This is a genomic window from Pseudomonas sp. MCal1 (assembly GCF_026341415.1).
Classification (GTDB): domain Bacteria; phylum Pseudomonadota; class Gammaproteobacteria; order Pseudomonadales; family Pseudomonadaceae; genus Aquipseudomonas.
On sequence record NZ_JAKUMP010000003.1, the window covers coordinates 1 to 26,616 of the forward strand.

The following is a 26,616-nucleotide window of genomic DNA, read 5'->3' on the forward strand; positions in this document are numbered from 1 at the left end:
ACTCAGGCACTGGTGATTCTGGCCCGTAAACTTGCTCGGGTCGTATTCGCACTACTAAAGGGGCAGAGCGAATACCAGCCGAAAGCAAGTTGAGGGTTTCCCCTAAACCATAGAATCTCCCACAGGTTTTGTGTGCTCCTTCAGGAGCATGGGCTTATCATGGCGGGCACGACCCATCTCCGCTTTCAGAGACAACGCATGACTTTCGATTTTGATCAGGTATTCGACCGCCACGACACCGGCAGCACCAAGTGGAGCCGCTATCCGGCCGACGTGTTGCCGATGTGGGTCGCTGACATGGATTTCGCTGCGCCGCCAGTGGTCATCGAGGCGTTGCAACAGCGCCTGCTGCACCCGTTGGTGGGTTACAGCGTGGCCCAGGACAACCTGCGCGAGGCCATCGTTGCCGACCTCTGGAACAAGTTCGCCTGGCGGGTCAAACCGCAGGAGCTGATCTTCCTGCCGGGTGTTGAATCGGGTTTCAACATGGCGCTCAAGGCGCTGGTGCAGCCCCAGCAGAACGTCGTGGTGCAAACCCCGAACTACCCGCCGCTGCGCCATGCGCCGGGCCATTGGGGCCTGAACAAGGTCGAACTGGAATTCAACGCTCTGGCCGACGGCACCTACGCCACGCCGCTGGATGCCTTGCGTGAATCCCTGAAAGGTGGCGGCGCCCTGCTGCTCAGCAACCCGCACAACCCGATCGGCAAGGTCTTCGGCCGTGAAGAACTGCAAGCGGTGGCCGACATCTGCATGGCGCAGGACGCCTGGATCATCTCCGACGAGATTCACGCCGAGCTGTGCTACGACGGCCGCGTGCACATCCCGACCGCCTCCCTGAGCCCGGAGATCGCCCGTCGCACCATCACCCTGATGTCGGCGAGCAAGGCCTACAACATCGCCGGTCTCAAGACGTCGTTCATGATCATCCAGGACGCCGCCCTGCGCGAACGCGTCAACCACGCCCGTTGCGGCATGGTCGACAGCGTCAACCCGTTGGGCATGGAAGCCACCCGCGTGGCCTACAGCGAGGCCGGTCCGTGGCTGAAGGAACTCAAGCAATACTTGCAAGCCAACCGTGACTGGCTGGTAGAAGCGGTTCGCAGCCGTCTGCCCGGCGTAACGATCAACGTTCCACAAGGCACTTATCTGTCGTGGCTCGACTGCTCGGCGCTGGATCTGGACGACCCACAGAAATTCTTCCTGGAACACGCCCGTGTCGGCCTCAGCCCTGGCCTGGATTTTGGCGATCTCAGCCAACAGTTCGTGCGCCTGAACTTCGGCTGCCCGCGTTCGATGCTGGAAGAAGGGATCTCGCGGATGGAGCGAGCCTTGAAGTCCCGGTAATCACGTCAGGACAAACCCAAGCGTCAATCCGATCGAACTCACTCAAGACAGGCCGGGTCAACCGGCCTACCTGACATGAGACCCGGAGATTGACGATGACGCACTATCCAAAACCCCCATTCCCGAAACAGGCACAACCGGTTCCTGGCTCCCAGCGCAAGATGGAGCCCTACCCCGATTGCGGCGAGCAAAGCTACACCGGCTCCGGTCGGCTGGCCGGCAAGATTGCGCTGATTACCGGCGCCGACAGCGGCATCGGCCGGGCGGTGGCTATCGCCTTCGCCCGTGAAGGTGCAGATGTAGCGGTCGCCTATCTCAACGAACACGAAGATGCCAAGGAAACCGCGCGCTGGGTCGAACAGGCTGGCCGCCAGTGCCTGCTGCTGCCCGGCGACATTGCCCAGAAGACCCAGTGCCAGGCGTTGGTGGACCAAACTGTCGAGCGCTTCGGCCGCATCGACGTGCTGGTCAACAATGCAGCCTTCCAGATGACTCATGAAACCTTCGAGGAGATTCCCGACGATGAATGGGTGATGACCTTCGACGTCAACATCACCGCGATTTTCCGTCTGTGCCAGGCCGCCATCAAACACATGGGCCCCGGCGCTTCGATCATCAACACCAGTTCGGTCAACTCGGACATGCCCAAACCCACCCTGCTCGCCTACGCCACCACCAAAGGCGCCATCGCCAATTTCACCGGTGGTCTGGCCCAGATACTCGGGCCGAGGGAGATTCGCGTGAACTGCGTCGCGCCGGGGCCGATCTGGACGCCGCTGATCGTCTCGACCATGCCGGATGAAGAAGTGCAGAACTTCGGCGAGCAGACACCACTCGGCCGGCCCGGCCAGCCAGTGGAAGTCGCGCCGATCTATGTGCTGCTGGCGTCGGACGAAGCCAGCTACATCACCGGTCAGCGCTATGGCGTGACCGGCGGCAAACCCATGCTCTGATCACACCGCCGAAAAAAAGTGAACCGCTGGACAAGGCGACCTCTCCATACCTTCATGGCCCGTTCGGGTTGCAAGAGATCAGGAGGTCGTCATGTCCGCACCTATCGTCAAACTCTTCACCCAGCCGAACTTCGCCTGGACCGATATCCGCCGCGAAGAAGAAGCGCATCCGCGTCATTACCTCGCCCATCTGCTGTTACTGGCACTTGTTCCGGCGGTGTGCCTGTTCATCGGCACGACTTATGTCGGCTGGAGCCTGGCGGCGGGTGAAACCGTCAGGCTCAGCAGTGCCAGTGCTCTGCAACTGAGTGTCATGCTCTACCTCACTATCGTCGTCGGTGTGGCGATCATCGGCGGTTTCATCCGCTGGATGTCGCGCACCTTCGATGCGCGGCCGACGCTCAATCAGTGCATAGGGTTCGCGGCGTATACCGTCAGCCCGTTTTTCCTCGCAGGGATCGCCGGCCTGTACCCGAGCCGCTGGCTGGCGGTACTGGTGCTGGGCGCGGCGTCGATTTATTCGACGTTTCTGCTGTTCGTTGGCCTGCCGACCTTCATGCACGAGCGCAAGGAACAGGGCTTGCTGTATTCGGCGAGCGTCTGGGGCGTTGCGCTGCTGGTGCTGGTGACGTTGCTGGTATCGATGATCCTGCTGTGGTTCAACGTGCTGACGCCGCAATACCTGCGCACGACCGCGGGTTAGGTCGGACATGTTGCGGCGACATCGAATCGGCGCGGCGGGCCTCCCGTCGTGAGCTTCATCGTTTGGGTCGCGGTGCTCGGCGCCGTGCTGCTCATGCTTGCACTGACGTCCTCCTATCTGCGATGGATGCCGGTGACGACATCTGCGGTATGCCTGCTGTTGGGCGTCGGCATCGGGCCGGTCGGGCTTGATTTGCTGAAATTGCCGCTGGACGAAGCCTCTTTGTGGATGGAGCACCTGACCGAAGTCGCGGTGCTGTTTTCTCTGTTTGTCTGCGGTTTGAAACTGCGATTGCCGCTGCGCGACAAACGTTGGCGGATCGCATTTGGCCTGGCAGGTCCGGTGATGGTGCTGACGATCATTGGGGTCTGCCTGCTGCTGCATTTCGGCCTGAACCTGAATTGGGGCCCTTCGTTGCTGATCGGGGCGATTCTGGCGCCGACCGATCCGGTACTCGCTGCGCTGGTACAGGTCAACGATGCGCGGGACGTCGACAGCGTGCGGTTCGGCCTGTCCGGCGAGGCCGGGCTCAATGACGGGATTGCCTTTCCTTTCGTGATCCTCGGGCTGTTGCTGCTGCACGGTGAAGGTTTTGCCGCCGAGTGGCCCGACTGGGTGCTACGCAGCGTGCTCTGGGCCGTGCCCGCCGGCTTGCTTTGCGGTTACTGGATGGGCCGTGGCATCGGCCGCCTGACTTTGTCACTGCGTATCCGCAACGATGACAGCACCCTCAGCCCCAACGACTATCTGGCGCTGGCATTGATCGCACTGGCCTACGTGGCGGCGGAATCCATTGGTGGCTACGGCTTTTTGTCAGTGTTTGCCGCCGGCCTGGGGTTGCGGCAGGAGGAAGTCAAATTCACCGGTGCCCACCAACCACCCGCCGAGCATCTGGTGCAACCGGTGGTCGGCCATCAGAACGTCGAACCGCAGCAGGCGGTCCATGGCGATACCGAACGACTGGAAGACAGCCAGGTGGCCGCCGGCATCATGATGGGCGACATGCTGTCTTTCGGAGGTCTGGTCGAGCGGGCGATGGAAGTGTTTCTGGTGACCCTGCTGGGCGTGGTGCTGGTCAGTCACTGGGACTGGCGGGCGTTGCTGGTCGGCGGCGTACTGTTTTGTGTGATTCGCCCCGTTTGCGTGGCGTTGATGCCATGGGGATCGCTACTCGCGGGGCGCCAACGGTTGTTGATCGGCTGGTTCGGCATTCGAGGCATCGGCAGTCTGTTCTACCTTTTCTATGCGCTGAACCATGGACTGGATAACAGCGTGGGCACGCTGTGTACCGACCTGACCCTGTCGGTGGTGGCGCTGAGCATTCTGCTGCACGGCGTCAGCACCCAGCCGATCCTCGCCCGCTACGAGCAGCGTAAACAGCCGGACAAGTCGACAGACCGCTCTTGAGCGCGGTGCTGCTTCAGCTTCCCGGGTTGGTCACCTGAATGTAGATGGCATACGTGCCGAGCAACATCCAGAACGTGGCAAAGATCCACGGCGTTCGAATGGAAAACAGCAGTGACTTGCGATAGCCCTTGTGGCTCGATTCCATCTCGCTGAACAAAGGCGATTCGTCATAAGCCAGCCCCATCAGGGGTTCGCTGCGCAGCAATTCACTCTGTTTGAAATGCCAATGATCGATGATGTCGTAAGCGGCACGAATCCCCGGCCAGGCATTGAGCGAACTGAGCATGCCAAGCAAGGCCAGGAACGGTGGCACCACCAGCGTGAACAACTTGCCCCACTCGGGGTTGAGGTTGGCCATGCAGGACGCGAAGGCAATCACCAGAAACGATTGCGCCGCCAGGTAGGCGTCGGTTCGATTGGCCAGGATGCTGGTTTCGTACTGGATTTCCCGTCGGTAGAAATCCAGCCGCTCCTTGGGTGAGCCGAACATTTTGGCGTTATGTTCGTTCAGGGTTTCTTCGGCGGTCGGCTCGGTCAATATGCGTGGCACGGTAGAGCGCTCCAGGACAAAGCGTTTGGAGGCGCCACGTCCCGGACAAGTTCAGCTCGATTGCCCCGGTTCACTTCATCGACCGGGCAATGATCTCCATCAGATTCAGTTGATTGAACGGTTTCGACAATCGTGGCAAGCCGGCTGCAAAGCCTTCGAGGCGCTCGGCATAACCGGTGGCGAGGATGATCGGCAGATCCGGCTTGAGCATGCGCACGGCGTGAGCCAGTTGTGCGCCGCTCATCTGTGGCATGGCCATGTCGGTGATCATCAGGTCGATCACCTGGCCCTGATCGAACAGTTCCAGCGCCTGGGCGCCGGAAGTGGCGCCGATTACCCGATGGCCAAGGTCTTCCAGCAACAGGACGGTGCTGGTGAGCACCAGACTGTCATCATCCACTACCAGCACGCTGAGGCGTGGCACCGTGTCGGTGGACAAAACCGGGCCATGCGGTGTGGCGGCGACGCTGTCGATGGCTACCGGCAACCACAGCTCAGCGGTCGTACCCTGCCCCTTGGTACTTTTCAGAATGAATCGCCCGCCCAGTTGTTCGATGAAGCCGTGGACCATCGACAACCCAAGCCCGGTGCCTTTGCCCAGGCCTTTGGTGGTGAAAAACGGATCGGTCGCCGATGCCAGCGTGTCAGCGTCCATGCCTTCACCGGTATCGATCACCCTCAGGCAGACGTAACGCCCGGCCGTCATGGTCGAGTCGTTTTGTTCGAGCACAACTTCTGGCTCGGCACGGATGATGACGCTTCCGCCATCGGGCATGGCGTCGCGGGCGTTGGTCGCCAGGTTGAGCACCGCCAGTTCGAGCTGGTTGCTGTCAGCCAACACGGCTTGCAGATCATCGGGGAATTGCGTTTCGATGCGGATCCCCGGCCCCAGCGAACTGCGCAACAGCCCGGTGATGCCCTGCACCAGTTTCGGGATTTCGATCGGTTCGGTCTTGAGCTCCTGACGCCGGGCGAAAGCCAGCATGCGTTGGGTCAGCGAAACGCCGCGCAATGCGCCCTGCGTGGCGTTTTCCAGCAGACGGCTGACTTTAGGGTCGTCGCCCAGGCGTTTGCGCACGATTTCCAGGTTGCCGAGAATCACCGTCAGCAAATTGTTGAAGTCATGGGCAATGCCGCCGCTGAGTTGGCCGATGGCCTGCATTTTCTGCGCCTGGAACAGCGCTTCACGGGTTTTCTCCAGGGCCTGCTGCGCTTCGGTAGCTTCGGTGACGTCGCGGGTAATCTTGGCAAAGCCGAGCAAGGTGCCGGTGTCGCCGCGAATCGCATCGACCACCACATGCGCCAGAAACCGCGTGCCGTCCTTGCGCAGGCGCCAGCTCCTGTTCTCGAAACGGCCTTCGCTTACCGCGGTTTCCAGGGCGCGCTGGGGTTCACCCGCCTCACGGTCTTGCGGGGTGTAGAACATCGAGAAATGCTTGCCGATCACTTCATCCGGCTTGTATCCCTTGATTCGCTGGGCACCGGGGTTCCAGTTGGTCACCCGGCCTTCGGGGCTGAGCATGTAGATCGCATAGTCGGTGACGCCCTGCACCAACAGGCGGAACTGTTGTTCGCTCTGCTTGAGGGTTTCTTCGGCCATCTTGCGGTCGGTCAGGTCGCGGGTGATCTTGGCAAACCCGAGCAGTTGCCCGCTCGGGCTGAAAATCGGATCGATCACTACGTGGCACCAGAAGTGCGTGCCGTCCTTGCGGACCCGCCAGCCCTCACCCTCGAACCGGCCTTCGCGGATCGCCGTGTCCAGCGCTCGCTGCGGCAAACCTTTTGCGCGGTCTTCATCGGTGTAGAAACGGGAAAAGTGTTCGCCGAGGATTTCCGATTCTTCGTATCCCTTGAAGCGTTTGGCGCCGGAGTTCCAGCTGGTGATGATGCCATCGGGGTCGATCATGTAGATCGCATAATCGACCACCGCATCGATCAGCAAACGAAAGCGCATGTCTTCAATTGCAGCGGACTTCTTGTTCTCGCTCATCAGGCTTGGCTCAAAACAGTTTTTCAATCACCGGAGTATGCGGCAAACCGGCGGATTGGAAAGGTGCTTCTGCGAGATCGAGGTGCCACCAGCGTGGCAGCAATTGGCGGATGCGACTTTCGGCAAAGCGATCATCGATCAGCATCACCACGCCGCGATCCTGCTGGGTACGGATCACCCGCCCGGCGGCCTGCACCACTTTCTGCACGCCGGGGAACAGGTAGGTGTAGTCGTAACCGGCACCGAAGATCGCGGCCATGCGCCGCTTCATCTGTTCATTGACCGGATTGAGCTGGGCCAGCCCGAGGGTGGCGATGAATGCGCCAATCAGCCGTGCGCCGGGCAGATCGATGCCTTCACCGAACGCGCCGCCGAGCACGGCAAAACCGACGCCCTGGCTGTCGGCGGTGAATTGGTCGAGAAAGTCCTGCCGCGCGCCTTCGGTCATGCCCCGGGATTGCTGCCAGCGGGTGATGTGCGGGTGCCGCTCGGCGAGCAACTGCGCGACCTGTTGCAGGTAATCGAAACTGCTGAAGAACGCCAGGTAGTTGCCCGGACGCTCACTGAACTGGCGGGCGATCAGCTCGACAATCGGCTCCAGCGATGCCTGACGGTGCGTGAAACGGGTGGAAATCCGGCTGACGATCTGCACCTGCAATTGTTCGGCGCTGAACGGCGACTCGACATCGATCCAGACCGTGTCGGCCGGCGTGCCGAGCAAGTCGGCGTAATAGTGGCGCGGGCTGAGGGTTGCGGAAAACAGCACGCTGCTGCGCGCTGCACTCAGGCGCGGGCCGATGAACGCCGCCGGCACCACGTTGCGCAGGCACAGCTGCGATAACGGTCGCTTGCGCTCGAGGTCGCGTTTGCTGATGTCGAACAGGTAATGCGCGTCGAACAGCTCTGCCACCCGGCCGAACTGCAGCATCTCGAAATAGAAGTTCTGCAACGCGCTGTCGAGCCCTTGCGGGTGATCGTTGAGGTAGTCGCCGATGCTCGCCGTGCAGGAAGAAAGCGCCTGCAGCAGTTTTTCCGGCGCCTTGTCGTAGGCCTGATACGGCGCCAACTGGTCGTTGTGCAGGGCGTTCCATTCACGGTTGACCCGCTGCAGCGACTTCTTCAAGGCCTCGGGCGCGGTTTTGCGCACGCTGCCCAGTGTCGCCTGATCGAGAGTGGCGCTGTACATCTGCCGACCGCGTTCGACCAGGTTGTGCGACTCGTCCACCAGCACGGCGACGTTCCATTGATTGAACTGGGCCAGGCCGAACAGCAGCGCGCTGAAGTCAAAGTAGTAGTTGTAGTCGGCCACCACCACGTCGGCCCAGCGGGCCATTTCCTGGCTCAGGTAGTAAGGACACACCGCGTGCTGCGCGGCGACGTCCCGCAGTGCAGCCTGATCCAGCAGGCGCAATTGGCTGGCGGCTTCGCGGGCAGCGGGCAAACGGTCGTAAAAACCCTGGGCCAACGGGCAGGATTCGCCGTGGCAAGCCTTGTCCGGGTGTTCGCAGGCCTTGTCCCGGGCGACCATTTCCAGCACCCGCAGGGGCAGGGTTGCGCTGTGATCGAACAGCACTTGCGCCGCATCCAGCGCCAGTTTGCGTCCGGGTGTCTTGGCGGTGAGGAAGTAAACCTTGTCCAGTTGCCGCGGCGCCAACGCCTTGAGCATCGGAAACAGGGTACCGAGTGTCTTGCCGATCCCGGTCGGCGCCTGAGCCATCAGACAGCGGCCGGTGCTGACAGCCTTGAACACCGATTCGGCGAGGTGACGCTGGCCGGGGCGAAAGGCGGCATGGGGAAAACCCAACTGCTGCGCCGCATGGTTGCGCGCTTCGCGGTGGGCCATTTCCTGTTCGGCCCACGCCAGAAACAAACCGCACTGTCGTTCGAAGAACTGCCGCAGCGCTTCGGCGCTGAACGCCTCGACCAGACAGGTTTCCTTTTCCGTGACGATGTCGAAATACACCAGCGCCAGATTGATCTGCTCAAGCTGCAATCGACAGCACATCAACCAGCCATAGATTTTCGCCTGGGCCCAATGCAGTGAACGATGATTGGCCGGTTGTTTGCTCAAGTCGCCGCGGTAGGTTTTGACTTCTTCCAGGCAGTTCTGCGTCGGGTCGTAGCCGTCCGCCCTGCCCTTGACCTTCAATGGCCCGAATGCGCCCTCCAGCGCCACTTCGCTCTGGTAGGCGTCGTTGCGCCGGGACGCCACCGTACGATGCCCGGCAATCCCCTCCAGCGCGGTCGGTGACGGGGTGAAGCGCAAGTCGAGGTCACCGGTTTTGGCGGTGAATTCGCACAACGCCCGCACCGCGATGCTGTAGCTCAAGCGCCCTGCTCCGCCCATTGCACGTAACACACGGCGACCGGCATCCGGTGCGTATGGCAGAACTCCAGCCAGCGCAATTGGTTGTCCTGCAAGCGATCGCCCGGGCCTTTGACTTCGATCATCCGGTAGGTCTTGTGCTGCGGCCAGAACTGGATCAGGTCTGGCATGCCGGCGCGATTGGCCTTGATGTCCAGCAGCAGACGGCTGAACCAGTGCTTGAGGTGTTCGGCCGGCAGACAGGCCAGCGCCTGCTCCAGCAGCTCTTCATTGAGCGCGCCCCAGAATACGAACGGCGACTGCACGCCCCATTTGGCGGCGAACCGCGCGCGGATGGTGTCGGCATAGCGGCCATCGTCGAGTTCGGCCAGACAGGCCTGAAACAGCTGCGCACGACGCAGCTGGAAGTCCTCGTTGAGCAGATCCACCGGCCCGCGCTGAAACGGGTGAAAGAACGCGCCCGGCAATGGCGCGAAGATCGCCGGCCAGCACAGTAGGCCGAACAATGAATTGATCAGGCTGTTTTCCACGTAATGCACCGGGCCCGTTTCTTCGTGCAGGTGCGCCTGAACGTGATATTCCACCGACAACGCCGGATCCAGACGCGGCAGGTGCAGATCCAGCCGTTCCACCAGACCGGGCGCTGTGCGTTTGATCGGTGGCCCGCCGAGCTTGCGCCGCAAGCGCGGCAACAGCCGTTGCAGGCCCTGCTGTTCGGTAGCGGTTTCCGGCGCTTGCTCGGCAATCACCGCCAGTTCCAGCGCCAACGCATATTCGGCGCTGCGCTCCAGCACGCGGATCATCCGCAATCGGGCGCCGGGATAGGCGCAATCGCGATAGATCCTAAGGGCCAGGGCGAATTCGCCGATGCGCTCGCAGTATTGGCCGATCTGGAACAACAGCTTGCCGCGTCGGCGTTGCAGCCACGGGTTGTCGAAATGCAGCGCCGCGACCTGTTCGACGATCGGCTCCAGCGGCTCGCCGGCCTCGAAATACAACTGGCAGTCATGCAGAAACAGACAGGCATCGACGTCGGCACGACTACGCAGGCCCCGGGAGTCGGCGCTGAATTCGACTTTTTCGTAGGTGAAGATGCCAAGGTCGGCGAGCACGAACTCCGACCAGTCCTGATACAGGTTGCCGAAGAACATCAGGCGAAAACGGTCGCACAGCTGCATCAGCGTCAGGCTGAACAGCCGATCCGCCAGCGTCGGGCACCACTGCCTGAAACTGCGGGGTTCGGGAAATTGTTCGTGCAGCAGCGGCAGCCAGTCGACTTTCTTGCCTCGTGGCTGGTCGATGGCCGGGCCGAAGGCTTGCAGGATCTCGGCCTTGAGCAACACCTCGAACAGATCCGCCATCGCCAACGGCGCCTGCTCATCGAGCCAGCCATGCTCCAGCAGCGGTTGCGCCGCCTCGGCGATGTCGCCTATTTCCGGATAATTCAGCTTGCCGGCGCGAAAATGCACGCCCTTGCGCATGACCATCCGCACCAGCAACCCCTGGGATCCGCGCGGCAGTGCCTTGAAGTCGTGGATGAAGGCGTGCTCCGCTTCGCTCATGACGTCGGCGTAGCGAAGCTCAAGCCAATCAAGCACCTGGCGGAAGTTGTTGAGGTAATAGAACGGGTCGTCGAGGGGATTGGCAGTCACGGTGAATTCGGGGCCATGGCAAGCGAGTACTGGTTATGCGTACAGATACCAGCCTGCCCCCGCAGGTGCAAACGGAAAAAGATCAGTGGCACCTCCGGTGTGGTTTTTTTCAGGTGGCCATCGAACTTTTCCGGGCGCAATGGCACCAACCGCGTTAGAGGCCGACATTGGTCGAAATGAACAGGAATGCTGCTTATGAAAATCAAGACTCTCGGGATCCCGTTGGCTGTTGCGGCGCTGTTGGCACTGGCCGGCTGCTCTACCCAGACGGTGGTCACCTTGCAGAACGGCACCCAATACCTGACCGAAGACATGCCCGACACCAAAACCGAGGATGGCTTCTATGAGTTCAAGGATATTTCCGGCGCCAAGGTGCGTGTACGTGCAGACGAAGTAGCCACGGTGCGCAAGGAAGACTGACCGCGACCCCATAAAAAAAGGCTGCGTTCCTGTTGGAGCGCAGCCTTTTTTGCATTTGTCAGCGGGGTAACGCCATGCCCGGGATGGAGCCATCGCAGTTCAACGCTCGCTCGCCGCGCCGGACCATTTCTTCCTGCAAGCGCTGGCAACGTTGGCGTTCCTGCTGCGCCATGCGGTCGATGCTCAGGTTACCGGTCATTTCCGGTTCATGGTCTTCGCCAATGCGAATCGTCACGAACGGTTGTTCGGGCTGGATGTAAAAGCGGCTTTTCTCTTCAACGGGTTTGACGTCGTCACTGTCGGCCGGTTTTGGCAGTTGATCGGTGGTGACGCCATAGCGGCTCAGAATCGAGCTGTGAGGCAGATCGGCCCAGGCATTGGCCGACAGCAGCGCCAGTCCCGTCATACCGATAAACCTCTTGAAACCTTTCACGTGTGAATCTCCTGTACTCGTTGGCGGCCTTTGGATGACGAACGTTGCCGTCATGACTTTAGGCCGCATTTCCTGTTGGTGCAGGGATTGGAGTCAGGGAATGGCGGGTGAGTCACTTTCGATATGGGAAGGTTTGATGGGGAGAGAGCTTGCTCCCTCCCCACGCTTGCCGTCAGGCGATCACAATCCCGTCGGCACTCAAGCTGTTCAATGCAACCCCGACCAGCGTCACCGAATCAGCGCCGAATTTCAGCACCGTATCCTGTCCCACCGCCGTGGCATGAGCGCGGAAGTCGTCGCCCGGCAGCACCCCCTGCACGCCGAGGAACACCAGTTTGTCATTGGCGGTGTAACCCAACACGCGATCCTGACCGAACGCGCCGCTGAACAGGAAGGTATCCGCCCCGCCGCCCGACTCCATCAGGTCATTGCCGGCGCCGCCGACGAACACGTCGTTGCCCGCTCCGCCAATCAAGTGATCGTTGCCGTCAAGGCCGAACAGCCAGTCACCGCTGGCCTCGGCCTTGAGGGTGTCGGCGCCGCCGGTGCCTTTCACGCTCGACTCGTACTGAGTGACATTGTTGCCGACCTTCAAACCGGTCGCGGTGACGCTGTGGGTCACGTCATCCTTGAACAGGCCCCAGAGAAAACCCGGCTCCTTGGTAACGATGCTGCCGATATCGCGGGTGATGCTGATGCCGCCGTTGGCATCGCGGATGTACAGGTTGCCGGCGCCATCGTTGGCGAAGTCGTAGGTATTGACCGACTTCTGCAACTCCAGAGTGTTGTTGCCCGAGCCGCCGAGCAGAATGTTGTAGCCCCCGCCATCGCGGAATGTGTCGTTGCCGGCGCGGCCTTCCAGATAATCGTTGCCGCTGCCGCCCTGGATCAGGTCGTTGCCGTCGCTGCCGATGATGAACGTGCTGCCCTTGTGGGTTTCGGCGTTGCGGTTCAGGTCCTGTACCCAAGTGCTGGCCCGCGCCGGGTCCGACAGGTTGGCAACGATGATCGTCGAGTCCTTGCTGGTCAGGTCGTAGAACTTCGACTCGATCACCCGGTTCATGCCATCCCCATAAGCGGTCGGCAGGTGCGAGATCCAGGTCGGAATGTTGATGATCGAGAACGGCAGCACGTTCCACGCCGCCGAGGCGTAGTGGTCGTTGAAGCTGACGATGTTATCGGTCGCCGACTCCTTGGGCGCGTCGTGCACGCCGAGGGATGCACCGGTGAAGGTCGAGCCGTCGAGGGCGCGGAACACCGGGTCGTTTTCGTAGCCGACGTTGAGCACCTTGTCGGTGCTGCTCTGTGTCGGCGAGGCGTAGGCGATGTAGTTGGAATCCTGGAAGAACCCACCCCATTTGCTGGTGCTCAAATCCGCCATGCTGTTGACCGCCAGCCCGCCCAGGCTGTGACCGCTGACCAGCACGTCCTTGCCGGTCAGGCCGTGGGCCTTGGCGAACGCCACCACATCGTTCATCAGGTTGCCGAAGGCTTCGCCGACGTAGTTTCTGGCGTAATCCTTGGGCCCGAATGCGGCGAGCAAGTCGTTGATCACGTCACCGATCGAGTCACCGATCAGGATTTCCCGCGGGCCGCTGGTGCCGCGAAAGGCGATGCCGATCTCGGTGAGATGGCCCTGAGCGTCGTATTTGCCGAGGATTTCCACTTGGGCGCTGGTGTAGCCGGCCTTTTCGCCGAAGAAGGTGCCGCGGGCATCGGTCTTGCCCTCGTAACCCAGTTGCGAGGCGGTGATCGGGGTCCAACCGGCTTTTTTCACCGCATCAAGCGCGGCTTTTTCCGAGTCGGGGTTCCACGGAATGCCGGGGATCACCCCCTGGGAATCCGTACCGCCGATCAGCGCGGTGACCAGCGTGGCCGGCAAACCGAGGCCGAAGCCGTTGTGCTGATAACCGACGGCAAAGCCGTTATCGAGGTTGTGGTAGGAATACAGCGTGATGGCCATGGCGTCGCTGAACAGCGCCTTGGAATCCGCCGTACCGAAATTCTTGTAGTCATACACACCCATTGCTGTTGCCTCTCTTTTTGTTGGAATTGTTCAGAGATAGCTCACAACCAGAACGCCCCTCCCGAGGCGCCCCGGAGCATTTACTACACAGTGACAATGTGGGAGCTTGCTCGCGATAGCGGTCTGTCAGTTACCGGTTGGGTGACTGACACGCCCTCTTCGCGAGCAATCTCGCTCCCACAAGGTTTGTCAGGCGAAGACGAAACTCGAATCCGACAGATTAGCCACACCGACCCCGACCAGCGTCACGGCAAAATCGCCAATCTTCAGCACGGTATCGCTTCCGGACTGCGACGCGTGTTGCTTGTAGTCGTAGCCCTGCCCTGCGCCTTCGACGCCCATGAACACCAGTTTGTCGCTGCCCTGGTAGCCATTGATCGCGTCGAAGCCAAACGCGCCGCTGAACAGGAAGGTATTGTTGCCACCCACCGCGCTCATCACGTCATTGCCGGCGCCGCCGACGAAGGTCACGTGGGCCTTGTCGCTTTGCAGGTGATCGTTGCCGCCCAGGCCGAACAGCCAGTCGCCGTCAGCGGTGGCTTTGAGGGTGTCGCCCATCGCGCCGCCGCTGAGCGAGTGGTTGTACTGGGTCAGTTCGGCACCGTCGGCCAGGCCTTTGGCGGTGACGGTCCAGGTGATGTCCTTGCTGCCCCACCACGACCCCGACTCCTTGCTCACCAGCGCGCCGATGTCGCGGGTCATGCTGATGCCACCGTAGGCGTCACGCACGTACAGCGTGCCGTCGCCGTCGTTGGCGAAGCTGAAGTTCTGCAACGGCTTTTGCAGTTCGAAGGTGTTGTGACCCTGACCACCGAGAAGGATGTTGAAACCGCCATCGTCACGGAAACGGTCATCGCCACCCAGGCCTTCCAGAAAGTCGTTGCCCGCCCCGCCCTTTAGCCAGTCGCCGCTGTCGGTGCCGATGATGAAGGTACTGCCGGTGTGCGGCTCGCCGCTGCGGCCCAGATCCTCGACCCAGGTCTTGCCCCGCGACGCTTCCTCAAGGTTGGAGACGATGATCGTCGAGTCTTTGTGCGTCAGGCCGTAGAACTTCGACGCGATCACCCGATTCAGGCCGTCGGCATACCCCAGCGAGCTGTGGGCCGACCAGTTCAGCGGATTGGCGATGCTGAACGGCACCAGGTTCTGCGCAGTGGATGCGTAGTTGTCGTTGAAGTTGACGATGTTGTCGGTGGTCGAGTCGTGCGGCTTGTCGTGCTTGCCCATCGACGCGGTACTGAACGTGGTGCCGTCGAGCACGCGGAACACCGGATCATTCTCATAACCGATGTTCAGCACGTTGGTGCCGGTGCTGCTCTGGGTCGGCGAGGCGAACGAAATGTAATTGGCATCCTTGAAGAACCCGCCCCAGTTGCTCGCGCTCAGCTCCGCCACGCTGTTGACCCCTAGACCGCCGAGGCTGTGGCCGCTGATCAGCACGTCCCTGGCCGCGATGCCGTGGGCGATGGCGAAAGCCGCCACCGATTTCAGCAGGTTGTCGAAGGCGTTTTTCGCGTACTGGGTGGCGTAATCCGTCGGGCCGATGGCGGCCAGCAGATTGTTTTTCATGTCGCCAAAAGTGTCGCTGTAACCCAGTCCGCCGGTGCCCCGGAAGGCCACGCCGATGCCGATCAGCTTGCCCGCGGCGTCGTACTTGCCGAGCACTTCGGCTTCGGCACTGGTGAAGCCGTCCTTCTCGCCGAAGAACGTGCCCTGCGCCCCGACCTTGCCCTGATAGCCCAGCGCCGTGGCGCCGATCGGCTTCCAGCCGGTGCCGGGCAAAGCCTGCCCGGTCGGCGTGTAGGCATACAGCGTCAGGGCGATGGCATCGCTGTACAGCGCTTTGCCGTCGGCATTTTTGTAATCGAACAGTCCCATGTTGTGCTCTCTCTTCCTTTCAAAAACGGCAGTTCTCTGAAGAACTGCCGTTACACCCTAGAACTGCCAGTCCAGCGTCAGGCCCACACCGTGATCCTTTTCGTTGGAGCCGATCAGCCCGTTGTAGTCCAGGTTGACCCGGACATCGCGATTGAGCGCCAGCCCGGCGCGCACGCCGACCACCGCTGCATCCCGATCCATCGACACACTTTGCACGGTGAACGCACTGTTGCCATTGACGAAAGCCAAGTGACTGTCGGAGTCCACGCTGCTCAAGTTGTGCTGCCAGCCCAGGCTTGCGCCCAATTCCAGCTGGTGTTTCTCCGACAGGGCAAAGGTACGTTTGGCCCGCACACCGAGGGTCGACAACACCACGTCGCGGTTGTCTTCACCGCCTTTCAGTGCGGCGGCATCACCCTTCTCGGTGAAGCTGTCGCTGTTGAGGTGCACGTAGGCCAGATTGGCGAACGGTTCCAGGTTCATCGGTTGCAGGCCCAGGTCGTAGGCCGCTTCGGTGAACACTTGCGCGGTGGTCGCATCGCGCTTGGTTTTCTGTTTGCCGCTGACGCCGCCGAACTGCAGGTCACGTTTGACGTCAATGCGATGCCAGCTGTAGGCCGCACCGGCGGTCAGACGCAGCGCATCGATCTGATGTCCCAGGTATGCACCCAAGTGATAGCTATCGACCGACGCGGACGAATGCGTACCCTCGCCCATGTTCAACGAGCTGTCGCTATAACCGGTAACGAAACCCAGACGGGTATCTTCAGCGATCAAGCCGTCGACGCCGGCCAGCAGGCCGCCGATGGAGCTGGTGGAATCGGCGTATTTCGATCCGCCATCGCTCTTGCCCCATGAACCCAGCACTTTGACCCAGGCATTGCTGCGGTCATCGGTCGGTGCATTGGCATCAAACACATCCCGTTCACGCAGACGTTCGCCCACGGCATCGCGCAGGTAGCGGCTGTCGTTGATCAGCAGCGTGCCGATGGCCGGGTGAATCTCGCCGGACAGTTGCTGGAAGGCATCCTGCGCAGCGGCCGCCGACGGCAACAGCAACAGGGTTTCGAACAACGCATTGCCGGCGCCGAGGCGCTCGGCGGCAGCACCGACCGCGCGCTGGTTCGGGGTCAGGCCAACGCTGGCGAACGAGGCGCCGTTACGTCCGACGTCCAGTTGCACACCGCTCGCCGAGTAAGCCAGGGTACCGCCGAGGAACGCGTAGTCGGGCAACACTTGTCCGAACTGCCCTTCAATCCCGCCCGCTGCCTGCAAGATGTTGAATCGGGTGCCAAGCAGGCTTTTCACTTCGCCCGTGGTCAACAGCGTCGGGCTGTTTTCCAGCGACATGGTCACGGTTGCGCCTTCGATCACCGCTTTGCCGCCGGCGACGATGCGGTCGCTGCTGGTCGGCGACACTTCCACCGCATAGGTCGAACCCGGCGCGAAGGTCACATCACCGGCCACGTTCAGGATGCCGATGGAATTGCCCGGCGCCACGGTGCCGCCGCGGTTGGCGGTCAGCGCGGCGATCCGGCCGTTACCGCCGAGAATACCGCCGTCATTGACCGTCACCGCCGATTGCAGCGAGCCATTGATTGCCAGTCGACCCTGATTGACCAGAGTCGGGCCGCTGTAGGTGTTGTTGCCGGTCAGCACCAGAGTGCCGATGCCTTGCTTGGTCAGACCGCCATGGCCGGAGATGTCGTTGCGCCAGGTGTCGAGCCCGCAGGTGATGTCGTTGCACACGCGCTCGGTGGGCTTGCCCGCATCGATGATCGCGCCGATGCCCGGCAGATCGGCCACGAACTGGCCGGAACCGTAAGCGCCCTGGATGCGGAACTCTTCGGGAATGTCCTGCTCGGTGACGAACATCGCCGGGCCGTCGATGCCCTTGCGCAGGTTGATCATGCCCCAGCCGTACAACGCATCGATGCCCGGTGCGCCGAGGTCGGTCGCAGTGGTGCGCAATACGCTGGCGACCTGATCGCCGGACATGTACGGGAAGCGCTCCATCAGCACGGCGATGGAGCCGGCCACGTGCGGCGCGGCCATCGAGGTGCCGTTGTAGTTCTTGTAGCCGGTGGTCAGGTTGTCGGCGTTGGTGCCTTCGATGATCGAGCTGAAGATTTTCGTACCCGGTGCCGAGACGCAGAAACTCGCGGTGTAGCCGCAGCGCGAAGAGAACGTACTCATGATGTACGGATTGGCACTGGCCAGATCCGGGTTCTTTTGCAGGGCGGCGACGGTGATCCAGTTCGGCGCGATATCCGGCACGAAATAACCGAGGCCGGCAATGGCGTCCGGGTTGTTCAGGTTGTAGTCGTTGCCCGCTGCGAAAATCGTCACGATTCCGCTGCGTGCGGCAGCGATTGCGCCGTCGTAGGCGCCGCCGGGTCTGGTGCCCAGCAGTGTGCGGATTTCGTTGAACTGCACTTGCGCGTCGTTGACGGTGAAATGCGGATACGCCGGGTCACGGCCGCCGAGGTCGAAGCGGTCGGTGATGCCGATGCCCCAGCTGTTGTTGATGATCCGTGCGCCGCTGGCGATCAGCGCATCCCAGCCGGCCTTGTACACCGCGCCGTCATTGCCGAGCACGATGCCGTCTTCCGGGCCCGGGTCGCCGTTGTCGGCGCTGATGATCTGCGCGCCGAACGCCACACCATGCATCGGCCCGCCGTCACGGCTGCCGGCGGCAATACCGCCGACGTGGGTGCCGTGGGCGCCGAGCTTGCCGTCGGAACCGACCGAGGGCGAACCGTCATAGCGGAACGCGTCCCCGGCTTTGACCGGGATGTACGGGTCGGTGTATTCGCGGATCCCCGAGGTGACCAGGGTGACGACCTTGTTGCTACCGGAAAACTCCGGATGCACGGCGTAGACCGGCTGGTCGAAAATTCCCAGTTTCACGCCTTTGCCGGTGTAGCCGGCGGCGTAGGCGTAATCCGCACCGATGGCGTCCAGGCCCCAGTCGGCCTGGAATTCGGCGCTGCGCCAACTGCCCGGATCCCCTGCCCGACCGCTTTCCACGTAGGGCGCGGCGTGTGCGCTGCCCCAGGTGGCCAGCGCGCAGAGCAAAGCGAAATTGAGAGTTTTCAGGCGAAAGCATCCACCCGATTGCGCGGGTGTGTTGTTGTTTTTCATCCAGCGACCTTCCTTAGTGATGTTGCACAAAAATCCGTGTATTCAGCCTCGTGATCGTTCCCACGCTCTGCGTGGGAATGCCTCTAGGGACGCTCCGCGTCCAGTGACGCGGAGCGTCACGGTCTGCATTCCCACGCGGGAGCGTGGGAACGATCATCTCTCGGTGAGTCAGAACTGCCAGTTCAGGCTCAGGCCCACACCGTGCTGCTTCTCGCGGCTGGCCAGTTGTCCGGTGTAATCGAGGTTGATCCGCACGTCGCGGGTCAGCGCCAGGCTGGTCTGTAAGCCGACCAGTGCAGCGTCGCGCACCAGTGACGAGCTTTCGACCGTGTACGGCGTACTGCCGCTGGCGAAGCGCAGATGCTGTTCGGAGTCGATGTCGGTCAGGCTGTGCTGCCAGCCCAGATGGCCGCTCACTTCCAGTTTCTGCGCAGACGGCAGGTCAAAAGTCTTGATCGCCCGCACGCCGAGGGTGCTCAACACTGCGTCGCGCTGATCGTCGCCGCTGTGCAGCGCGGCGGCGTCGCCCTTCTCGGTGAAGCCGTCGGTGTCGAGGTGTACGTAGGCCAGGTTGGCGAACGGCTCCAGGGCCAGCGGTTGCAGGTTCAGCCGATAAGCTGCCTCGCCGAACACTTGAGTAGTGGCGGCATCGACCTTGGCTTTCTGCCTGGCGCTGAAGTCGCCGTACTGCAAATCACGTTTCACATCGGCGCGATGCCAGCTGTAAGCGGCGCCGGTGCTCAGACGCCAGGCACCGATGTCGTGTCCGGCGTAGGCGCCGAGGTGATAGCTGTCGACCTTGGCCGAGGAATGCGTGCCCGAGCCCATGCTCAGCGAACTGTCGCTGTAACCGGTGACCAGACCGATGCGGGTTTGCTGGTCCAGCGCGCCGTCGACACCGGCCAGCAAGCCACCAATGGAGGTGCTGTAACTGGCGGTGTCCTGGCGCGAATCGGTGCTGCCCCACGCGCCCAACGCCTTGATCCAGCCGTTGTTTTGCGTGGCTTGGGCATCGTGCAGGCGTTCGCCGATGGCGTCGCGCAGTTGCCGACTGTCGTTGATCAGCACCGAGCCAAGGGCCGGGTAGATTTCACCGCTCAACTGTTGAAAGGCTTGTTGGGCGTCACTGGCGGTGGCCGACAAAAGAAGGCTTTCGTACACGGAATTGCCCGCTCCCATGCCTTCCACGGCGGCGCCCACGGCGCGCTGATTCGGGGTCTGGCCGACACTGGCAAAGGATGTCCCGTTGCGCTCGACATTCAAGCCAATACCGTTGTCGCTGTAGGCCAGGCGGCCACCGATAAACAGGTAATCCGGCAGCACCGCACCGAACCGACCCTGAATGCCGCCGGCTGCTTGCAGAATGTCGTACTGCTGGCCGAGCAGGCTTCTGGCCTCGGTGGTGCTGAGCAAGGTCGGGCTGTTTTCCAGCGACAGGCTCACGGTGGCGCCGTTGATGGACGCGGTGCCGCCGGCGACGATGCGGTCGCTGCCGGTGGGAGACAACTCCACGGCGTAGGTCGAACCCGGCGCAAAGCTCACGTCACCGGCCACGTTCAACGTGCCGATGGAATTGCCCGGCGCCACGCGGCCGCCACTGTTGGCGGTCAACGCGCCGATTCGCCCGGAACCACCGAGGGCGCCGCCGTCATTGACGGTCACGGCCGAGGTCAGCGAACCGTTCACCGTCAGCAGGCCGCCATTGACCGTGGTCGGCCCGCGATAGCTGTTGTTACCGGTCAGAATCAGTCGCCCGTCGCCGGACTTGATCAAACTGCCTTGATAAACCCGAGTGGAAGCCGCTGCATCACGGGCCATGCCCACGGCGTAATCGGTCTGATCCTGCTGAGTGGCGCCTGCCGGCAGGCCGTTCTGCCAGCCTTTGCTTTGCAGTGTCTGCTGCCAGGCGCTGCGCTCGGCGAGGTCTTCGCTCTGGCGCTGGATCAGTGCTTTGTCGCTGATGTCGTTGCTCCAGACATCGCTCTGCCCGGCCGCCAGATTAGCGTCGAACGCCCCGAGCAACTGCCCTGGCCCGCGCATCGCCCGGTACAGGTTGGCCACGCCCCAGCCGACTCGCTCGGTGGGCGCGTCGGTCACCGAACCGTCGAGTTGGGTGGCGGTAGTCAGCAGCACTTCGAGCGCCTGCTGATTATTCATGTACGGATAACGTTCCATCACCAGCGCCAGCGCCCCGGTGGCATGCGGCGCGGCCATCGACGTGCCGGACTTGATCGCATAACCGCCGTCGGGAATGGTGCTGTCGATTTTCGCCCCCGGCGTGGTGATGCACCAATACTTGGCGATCCCGCACTGGTTGTACTTCTGCTGATTGCTTTGATCGAGTCCCGAGACTGCCAGCCAGTGGCCTTCCAGATCCGGCTGAAAGTACGGCAGCGCCGAGCGGACGCTGGCGTTCGGATAGCCACTGTTGCCGGCGCTGAACACGTTGATCACGCCACGACGGGAAACGTCCGCCGCCGCATCGAGCCAGGTGCCTTTGTTCCAGTGCTGGGCGTACGCGGCGTGCAGGTCCGCGAGGGTTCGGTAGCTGACATCCGGCGGCTGGCTGCCCCAACTGTTGTTGATCGCCCGCACGCCGGCGTCGGCCAGGGCGTCGTACACCGCTTTGAAGTAGCGCGGATCAGGATTGGGGCCGAACAGAAAACTGTCGTTCTTGTTGGTGTTGCCGACGTAGATTTGCGCGTTGTACGCCACGCCATGCATGCCGGTGCCATCGCGGGACGCGCCCATGGTGCCGACCACGTGGGTGCCGTGGGAGTCGTTGTTCGGGTTGAGGGTGCCGTTGACGTTGAACAGCGAGCCGTCGAGGTAGCTGCCGCTGGCCAGCACCGGGTGATAACGGTCGCTGGCGAATTCGGGATGGGCGGCGTCGAAACCGGAGTCCAGCGCGCTGATCTTCACGCCCTTGCCGGTAATGCCGACGGCGTAGGCCTGATCGGCCTGCATCCGGCCCAGGCCCCAGTCACGCAGAAATTCGGCGCTGCGCCAACTGGCGGGATCGCCGGGTTTGCCGGCGTCGAGGTATTGAGCCTGGGCCGGGTTTGCAGAAATCACAAGCAGCAGGGTGCCGACCGAAATCGGCTTGATGCGTACGTCCATGTTCACCACTCTTTTTGTTGTTTTGGGTTGAAGCTTTTGCGTAAACGCTACAGCGTCATTGTGTTCGTGGGCCCTGTCCGAAGGCCTCATCCACCCGCGCCAGATCCTGTTCGCTCAAGGTGCCCGCGTAGTAATGCAATTTGGTCCAGGCCATGAGGTAGTCATAGCGTGCCTGGGCCAGGTCGCGGCGGGTGGTAAACAGTTGTTGCTCGGCGTTCAGCGCGTCGAGGTTGGTCCGCTCGCCGCCGAGAATGCTTTGCCTGGTCGACACCACCAGCGCTTCGGCCGAGGTCAGGGCCTTTTGATAGGCGCGCAATTTGCTGACTCCGGACAGGCAGGCACTGAACTGGCGGCGCAATTCGATCAGCGTCTCGCGGGTCTTGCCGTCCAGTTCGTACTCGGCCTGCTCCATGGTGCGGCTGGCCTGACGGGTCGAGGCTGATACCCCGCCGCCGGCATACAACGGCACGCTGACTTCGAAACCGATGGTGTTGGTTTCGTAACGCTGGTTATAGGTGTTGCCGCTTTCCGACTCGTTCTGGCGCATCGTGGCGTAGGCACTGACTTTCGGCAGATGCCCGGCGCGATTGCGCTCGACTTCGTAACGCGCCACTTCCACGGCCTGACGCTGGGACGCAAGGTTCGGGTTGTTGCTGATCGCCAGTTCGTGCCAGGTGTCGTAGTTGGCCGGCATCAGGGCGAAGGTCTGGAAGTTCTGATCCAGCGGCGCCAGATCACTGATGTCCACCGCCGGCACCCCGACGAGTGCGCCCAGTTCCCGCAACGCGGCGTCCTGCTCGTTGCGCGCCTCGATTTCCTCGGCGGTCGCCAGTTCGTAACGCGACTCGGCTTCGAGGATGTCGGTGCGGGTGCCCTCGCCCTGCTTGAACATGTGCTCGTTTTGCTGGAACTGCTGCTCGTACGCCTTCTTCTTGGCCTGCGCGATGTCGATCTGATCCTGGGCAAACAAGGCCTTGGTGTAGTTATCCAGTACGCGAACCAGCAGTTCCTGGCTCTTGCCGCGAAAGTTCTCATCGGCAAACAGCGACTGGGCCACGCCCTTGCGATACGCCGCGTAGGCTTCGTAGTCGAGCAACGGCTGCTGCAGGGTCAGGCTCGAGCCGTAACTGCTGTAGTTGCGGTCATCGGTGCGGTTGCGCGCGCGTTCGTCGAGGGACGTGGCCTTGGACGAGTTGCGACCCTTGTTGTAGTTGTAACCCAGTTTCGGCAACAGGCCGGCGCGGCCGATGGCACGGTTTTCGAGGCCTGCGTCGCGTTCCTTGATCGCCCCGAGGAACACCGGGTCATTGCGCAACGCCTGTTCGTAGATTTCGAACGGCCCCATGGCCGCCACTGCGCTGTTGCCCGCGAGCAGCGCGAACGCTGCCGCCAGCATGGAAAGCTTATTCATACAGCCGAACATCCTTATTCTTCGGTCAACGCGGAACCGGCGCGGTCGAGCAGCGGCTTGAACAGGTAGTTGAGGAGTGAACGTTCGCCAGTGCGCACGAACATTTCCGCCGGCATGCCGGGTTTGATCACCAGACCGTTGAGTTTCTCCATGGCCTGATCGCTGACGCTGCTGCGCAACACGTAGTACGGCACACCGGTTTTCTCGTCGACCATCTGGTCGGCGGAAATCAGGCTGACTTCGCCGGGCACTCGTGGCGTCTTGCTCTGGTTGAACGCGGTGAACAGGATGTCGACCGGCAGGTGGGTGCCGACCTTGTCGATCAGGTTGATCGGCAGGTGCCCTTCGACTTCCAGGCGCGTCCCTTGCGGGACGATTTCCAGCAGGGTCTCGCCCTGACGCACCACGGCGCCTTCGGTGTGCACGCCGAGGTTGACCGCCACGCCGTCAGCGGTGGCGAGGATTTCGCTGTGTTGCAGGTCGAAACCGGCGGAGGTCAGTTGCTCGGACAGCGTGACGCTTTTCAGTTGCGCGTCGGCCAGTTGGGTGCGGACTTCCTTCTGGTATTCCTCGCCGTGCTGTTGCAGTTTCAATCGCGATTCAAGGATGCCCTGCTCCACCCGGCCACTTTCGCCAGTGTTCTCGGCCAGTTGCTGCTGCACCTGCGACAGTTGGCGCTGGTATTCCATCAAGCGGTTACGCGGGATGTAGCCGTTGTCTGCCAGCGGTTGCAGGTTGCTCAACTGTTGTTGCAGCGAGTCGGCCTGGGCGTTGAGATCAGTACGGGCGCGACGCATGCCCGCCAGTTGTGCAGTGGCGCCTTCAATGCTGGCGCGTAGAGCGGCCTGCTCACGGGCGAACGCTTCGCGACGGCTGCTGAACAGTTGCCGTTGACCTTCGAGCACCAGTGCCAGACGCGGATCGGCGTTGTCGCTCAGTTCTGCCGGAAAGGTCACTTGCTTGAGGTTGTCACGCTCGGCCTGCCAGCGCGCCAGGCTGGCCCAGGCCATGCGGTATTGCGCCTGCAACGACTGCACGTCGGCGGCGACCTGGGTCTGGTCGAGGCGAAACAGCGGCTGGCCCTGCTTCACGATCTCGCCTTCGCGTACCAGAATCCGGCTGACCACGCCGCTGCTCATCGACTGCACTGCTTTGCGCTTGCCCGACACCACCACGGTGCCTTGCACCGGAATGCCTTGATCCAGTGGCGCCAACGCCGCCCAGGTAAAGAAACTGCCGGCGCCGACCAGTGCCAGAATCCAGCCCATGCGGGCGAAGAACTTCGCATCGCGCTCCGGCCGCTCGGTGATGTACGCGTGCTCCATCGTCGCTTCGTTTTGCGTGTTCATGTTCGCGCTGCTCATACACCCGAATTCCTTGTCGTCGGCTGATACTGTCGGCTCATGCTGAGCCCGGCCGGTGCCTGTGCAGGTTTTTCGCTTTGTTGTGGCGAGTTGCCGGGCGGGTTGCCGGACAGGGCCTTGAGCACATCATGGCTCGGGCCGAAGGCTTGCAGGCGACCGTCGTTGAGCACCAACAGCTTGTCGGCCTGGGCCAGTACCGAAGAACGGTGAGTCACCAGCACCACGGTGGTGCCTTGGGCCTTGAGTTGCACGATCGCGCTGGACAATGCGGCTTCGCCGACGGTGTCGAGGTTGGAGTTCGGCTCGTCCAGCACCACCAGGCTCGGGTTGCCGTATAGCGCACGGGCCAGTGCCACGCGCTGTTTCTGGCCGCCGGACAAACCGCTGCCGTCCTCGCCCAGTTGCGTGTCGTAGCCTTGCGGCATGCGCAGGATCAGTTCGTGTACGCCGGCCTGTTGCGCGGCCGCCACGACCTTTTGCGGATCAGCTTCACTGAAGCGGGCGATGTTCTCGGCGATGCTGCCGCTGAACAATTCGATGTCTTGCGGCAGATAGCCGATATATGGGCCGAGCTGATCGCGGTTCCAGCGATGGATGTCGGCGCCGTCCAGGCGCACTGTGCCGCCGAGGGCCGGCCATACGCCGACCAGCACCCGTGCCAGGGTCGATTTGCCTGAGCCGGAGGCACCGAGCACGCCCAGCACTTCACCGGCCGCCAGGTTGAAATTGACCATGTGCAGGGTCGCGGCACGCTGTCCCGGAGGACCGGCGCTGACTTGTTCGAAGGTGATCTGGCCTTTCGGTGCCGGCAGCGCCATGGCGTCATCGCTCGGCGGGAAGGCTTGCAGCAGCGCATCGAGGCGGCGGTAAGCCAGCTTCGCCCCGCTCCACTGTTTCCATACGGCGATCAACTGGTCGATCGGGCTCAGTACCCGGCCCATCAGGATGGAGCCGGCGATCATCATGCCGGCGGTCATGTCGCCCTTGATCACCAGCAATGCGCCGAGGCCCAGCACCAGCGATTGCAGGCACAGACGCAAGGTCTTGCTCAACGAGCTGATGACTGCGCCAGTGTCGCTGGCCTGGTTTTGCAGGCCAAGGAAGCGCGAATGCACCTGGAACCAACGCTTGCGCAAGGCGCCGAGCATGCCCATGGCTTGAATGGTTTCAGCGTTGTGCAGATGGCTGGTGGCCAACTGGCTGGATTTCTGCGAGTAACCGGCAGCTTCGCCCAGCGGCTTTTTGGTCATGTATTCGTTCAGGCACGCCAGCGCGATCAGCAGCAGCGCCCCCGCCGTGGCCAGCACGCCGAGCCAGACGTTGAACAGGTAAATCACGAACAGATAGACCGGGAACCACGGCGCATCGAAGAACGCGAACAGCGCGGGCCCGGTGACGAATTGGCGAATGTGGGTCAGGTCGCCCAGCGACTGCCCGGCGTTGCCCTCGCCCTTGAACAGGTTGCGCTCGAACGCCGCCTGATAGACCCGTAGATTGAAACGGCGCTCCAGCTGGCTGCCGATGCGGATCACGATAAAGCTGCGCACCACTTCCAGCAGCCCGATGAAGGCAAAGAAACCCACGACCATCAGCGACAGCATCGCCAGGGTGGTCTCGTTTTGCGAAGACAACACCCGGTCATAGACCTGCAGCATATATATGGAGGGCACCAGCATCAGCACGTTAATCAGTGCGGTAAAGCATCCGACGCTGATCAGAATGCTTTTATAGTCACCCAATGCCTTGAATAAGGGAGCGGTGGCTGGGGCCTTCGCCATCTTCATTGATCATTCCTGAAATGATTGAGCTCGCCCAATAATGGCGAGCGCTCAATTGTTATATCGCTTACCTGCGAGAGATGACTTGCAAGTATCCGCTTACACTTTCACAAC

Annotated in this window: 17 protein-coding genes and 1 pseudogene; 6 read left to right on the forward strand and 12 right to left on the reverse strand. The window is 62.0% G+C overall.

Going from position 1 to position 26,616, the window contains the following annotated elements; all coding sequences use genetic code 11:
* The 5 genes and pseudogenes from MKZ87_RS05885 to MKZ87_RS05905 all read left to right on the forward strand — a co-directional run.
* Window positions 1-93, forward strand: a pseudogene (locus MKZ87_RS05885) (IS110 family transposase); the annotation flags it as partial.
* 105 nt (window positions 94-198) lie between these two features.
* A complete protein-coding gene (locus tag MKZ87_RS05890; RefSeq protein WP_234205228.1) occupies window positions 199-1,347 on the forward strand; it encodes a MalY/PatB family protein in 1,149 nt (382 codons plus the stop codon).
* 95 nt (window positions 1,348-1,442) lie between these two features.
* Window positions 1,443-2,300, forward strand: coding sequence for a glucose 1-dehydrogenase (locus tag MKZ87_RS05895; protein WP_234205226.1), 858 nt, complete (start codon window positions 1,443-1,445; stop codon window positions 2,298-2,300).
* Between the two features lie 91 nt (window positions 2,301-2,391).
* Window positions 2,392-3,003 (forward strand): Yip1 family protein, encoded by a 612-nt coding sequence (locus MKZ87_RS05900; RefSeq protein WP_085696190.1) that lies wholly within the window; start codon window positions 2,392-2,394, stop codon window positions 3,001-3,003.
* A 48-nt stretch (window positions 3,004-3,051) separates the two neighbouring features.
* A complete protein-coding gene (locus MKZ87_RS05905) occupies window positions 3,052-4,410 on the forward strand; it encodes a cation:proton antiporter (RefSeq protein ID WP_234205224.1) in 1,359 nt (452 codons plus the stop codon).
* 13 nt (window positions 4,411-4,423) lie between these two features.
* On the opposite strand, the gene MKZ87_RS05910 is transcribed toward MKZ87_RS05905, so the two are convergent.
* From MKZ87_RS05910 to MKZ87_RS05925, 4 genes are all read right to left on the reverse strand, one after another.
* Complete coding sequence (locus MKZ87_RS05910; RefSeq protein ID WP_085696192.1) at window positions 4,424-4,960, reverse strand: hypothetical protein; 537 nt, start codon at window positions 4,958-4,960, stop codon at window positions 4,424-4,426.
* Between the two features lie 70 nt (window positions 4,961-5,030).
* The gene (locus MKZ87_RS05915) at window positions 5,031-6,950 is read right to left on the reverse strand and encodes a hybrid sensor histidine kinase/response regulator (RefSeq protein ID WP_085696193.1); all 1,920 of its coding nucleotides are present in this window, start codon (window positions 6,948-6,950) and stop codon (window positions 5,031-5,033) included.
* Window positions 6,951-6,960: 10 nt separating this feature from the next.
* Complete coding sequence (locus tag MKZ87_RS05920; protein WP_234205219.1) at window positions 6,961-9,279, reverse strand: ATP-dependent DNA helicase; 2,319 nt, start codon at window positions 9,277-9,279, stop codon at window positions 6,961-6,963.
* On the reverse strand, window positions 9,276-10,928 hold the full coding sequence (locus MKZ87_RS05925) for a VRR-NUC domain-containing protein (RefSeq protein ID WP_234205216.1): 1,653 nt from the start codon (window positions 10,926-10,928) through the stop codon (window positions 9,276-9,278). The genes MKZ87_RS05920 and MKZ87_RS05925 overlap by 4 nt, the downstream gene beginning before the upstream one ends.
* Before the next feature lie 195 nt (window positions 10,929-11,123).
* On the opposite strand from MKZ87_RS05925, the gene MKZ87_RS05930 reads away from it, so the two are divergent.
* The gene (locus MKZ87_RS05930) at window positions 11,124-11,348 is read left to right on the forward strand and encodes a YgdI/YgdR family lipoprotein (protein ID WP_085696196.1); all 225 of its coding nucleotides are present in this window, start codon (window positions 11,124-11,126) and stop codon (window positions 11,346-11,348) included.
* Window positions 11,349-11,406: 58 nt separating this feature from the next.
* Here the strand turns inward: MKZ87_RS05930 and MKZ87_RS05935 are convergent, their stop codons facing one another.
* The 8 genes from MKZ87_RS05935 to MKZ87_RS05970 form a co-directional block, all read right to left on the reverse strand.
* Entirely contained in the window at window positions 11,407-11,781 is a 375-nt protein-coding gene (locus MKZ87_RS05935; RefSeq protein WP_085702996.1) for a hypothetical protein, read from the reverse strand.
* A gap of 172 nt (window positions 11,782-11,953) precedes the next feature.
* A complete protein-coding gene (locus tag MKZ87_RS05940) occupies window positions 11,954-13,807 on the reverse strand; it encodes a polyurethanase (RefSeq protein ID WP_266200406.1) in 1,854 nt (617 codons plus the stop codon).
* Between the two features lie 189 nt (window positions 13,808-13,996).
* Complete coding sequence (locus tag MKZ87_RS05945; RefSeq protein WP_266200407.1) at window positions 13,997-15,685, reverse strand: polyurethanase; 1,689 nt, start codon at window positions 15,683-15,685, stop codon at window positions 13,997-13,999.
* 57 nt (window positions 15,686-15,742) lie between these two features.
* Window positions 15,743-18,829, reverse strand: a complete 3,087-nt coding sequence (locus MKZ87_RS05950; RefSeq protein WP_085702999.1) for an autotransporter serine protease — start codon at window positions 18,827-18,829, stop codon at window positions 15,743-15,745.
* 168 nt (window positions 18,830-18,997) lie between these two features.
* On the reverse strand, window positions 18,998-21,949 hold the full coding sequence (locus MKZ87_RS05955; protein ID WP_266200408.1) for an autotransporter domain-containing protein: 2,952 nt from the start codon (window positions 21,947-21,949) through the stop codon (window positions 18,998-19,000).
* A 55-nt stretch (window positions 21,950-22,004) separates the two neighbouring features.
* Window positions 22,005-23,372 (reverse strand): TolC family outer membrane protein, encoded by a 1,368-nt coding sequence (locus MKZ87_RS05960; RefSeq protein WP_085696202.1) that lies wholly within the window; start codon window positions 23,370-23,372, stop codon window positions 22,005-22,007.
* A gap of 2 nt (window positions 23,373-23,374) precedes the next feature.
* A complete protein-coding gene (locus MKZ87_RS05965) occupies window positions 23,375-24,724 on the reverse strand; it encodes an HlyD family type I secretion periplasmic adaptor subunit (protein WP_085703001.1) in 1,350 nt (449 codons plus the stop codon).
* Window positions 24,721-26,508, reverse strand: coding sequence for a type I secretion system permease/ATPase (locus MKZ87_RS05970; protein ID WP_266200409.1), 1,788 nt, complete (start codon window positions 26,506-26,508; stop codon window positions 24,721-24,723). The genes MKZ87_RS05965 and MKZ87_RS05970 overlap by 4 nt, the downstream gene beginning before the upstream one ends.
* Window positions 26,509-26,616 lie beyond the last annotated feature (108 nt).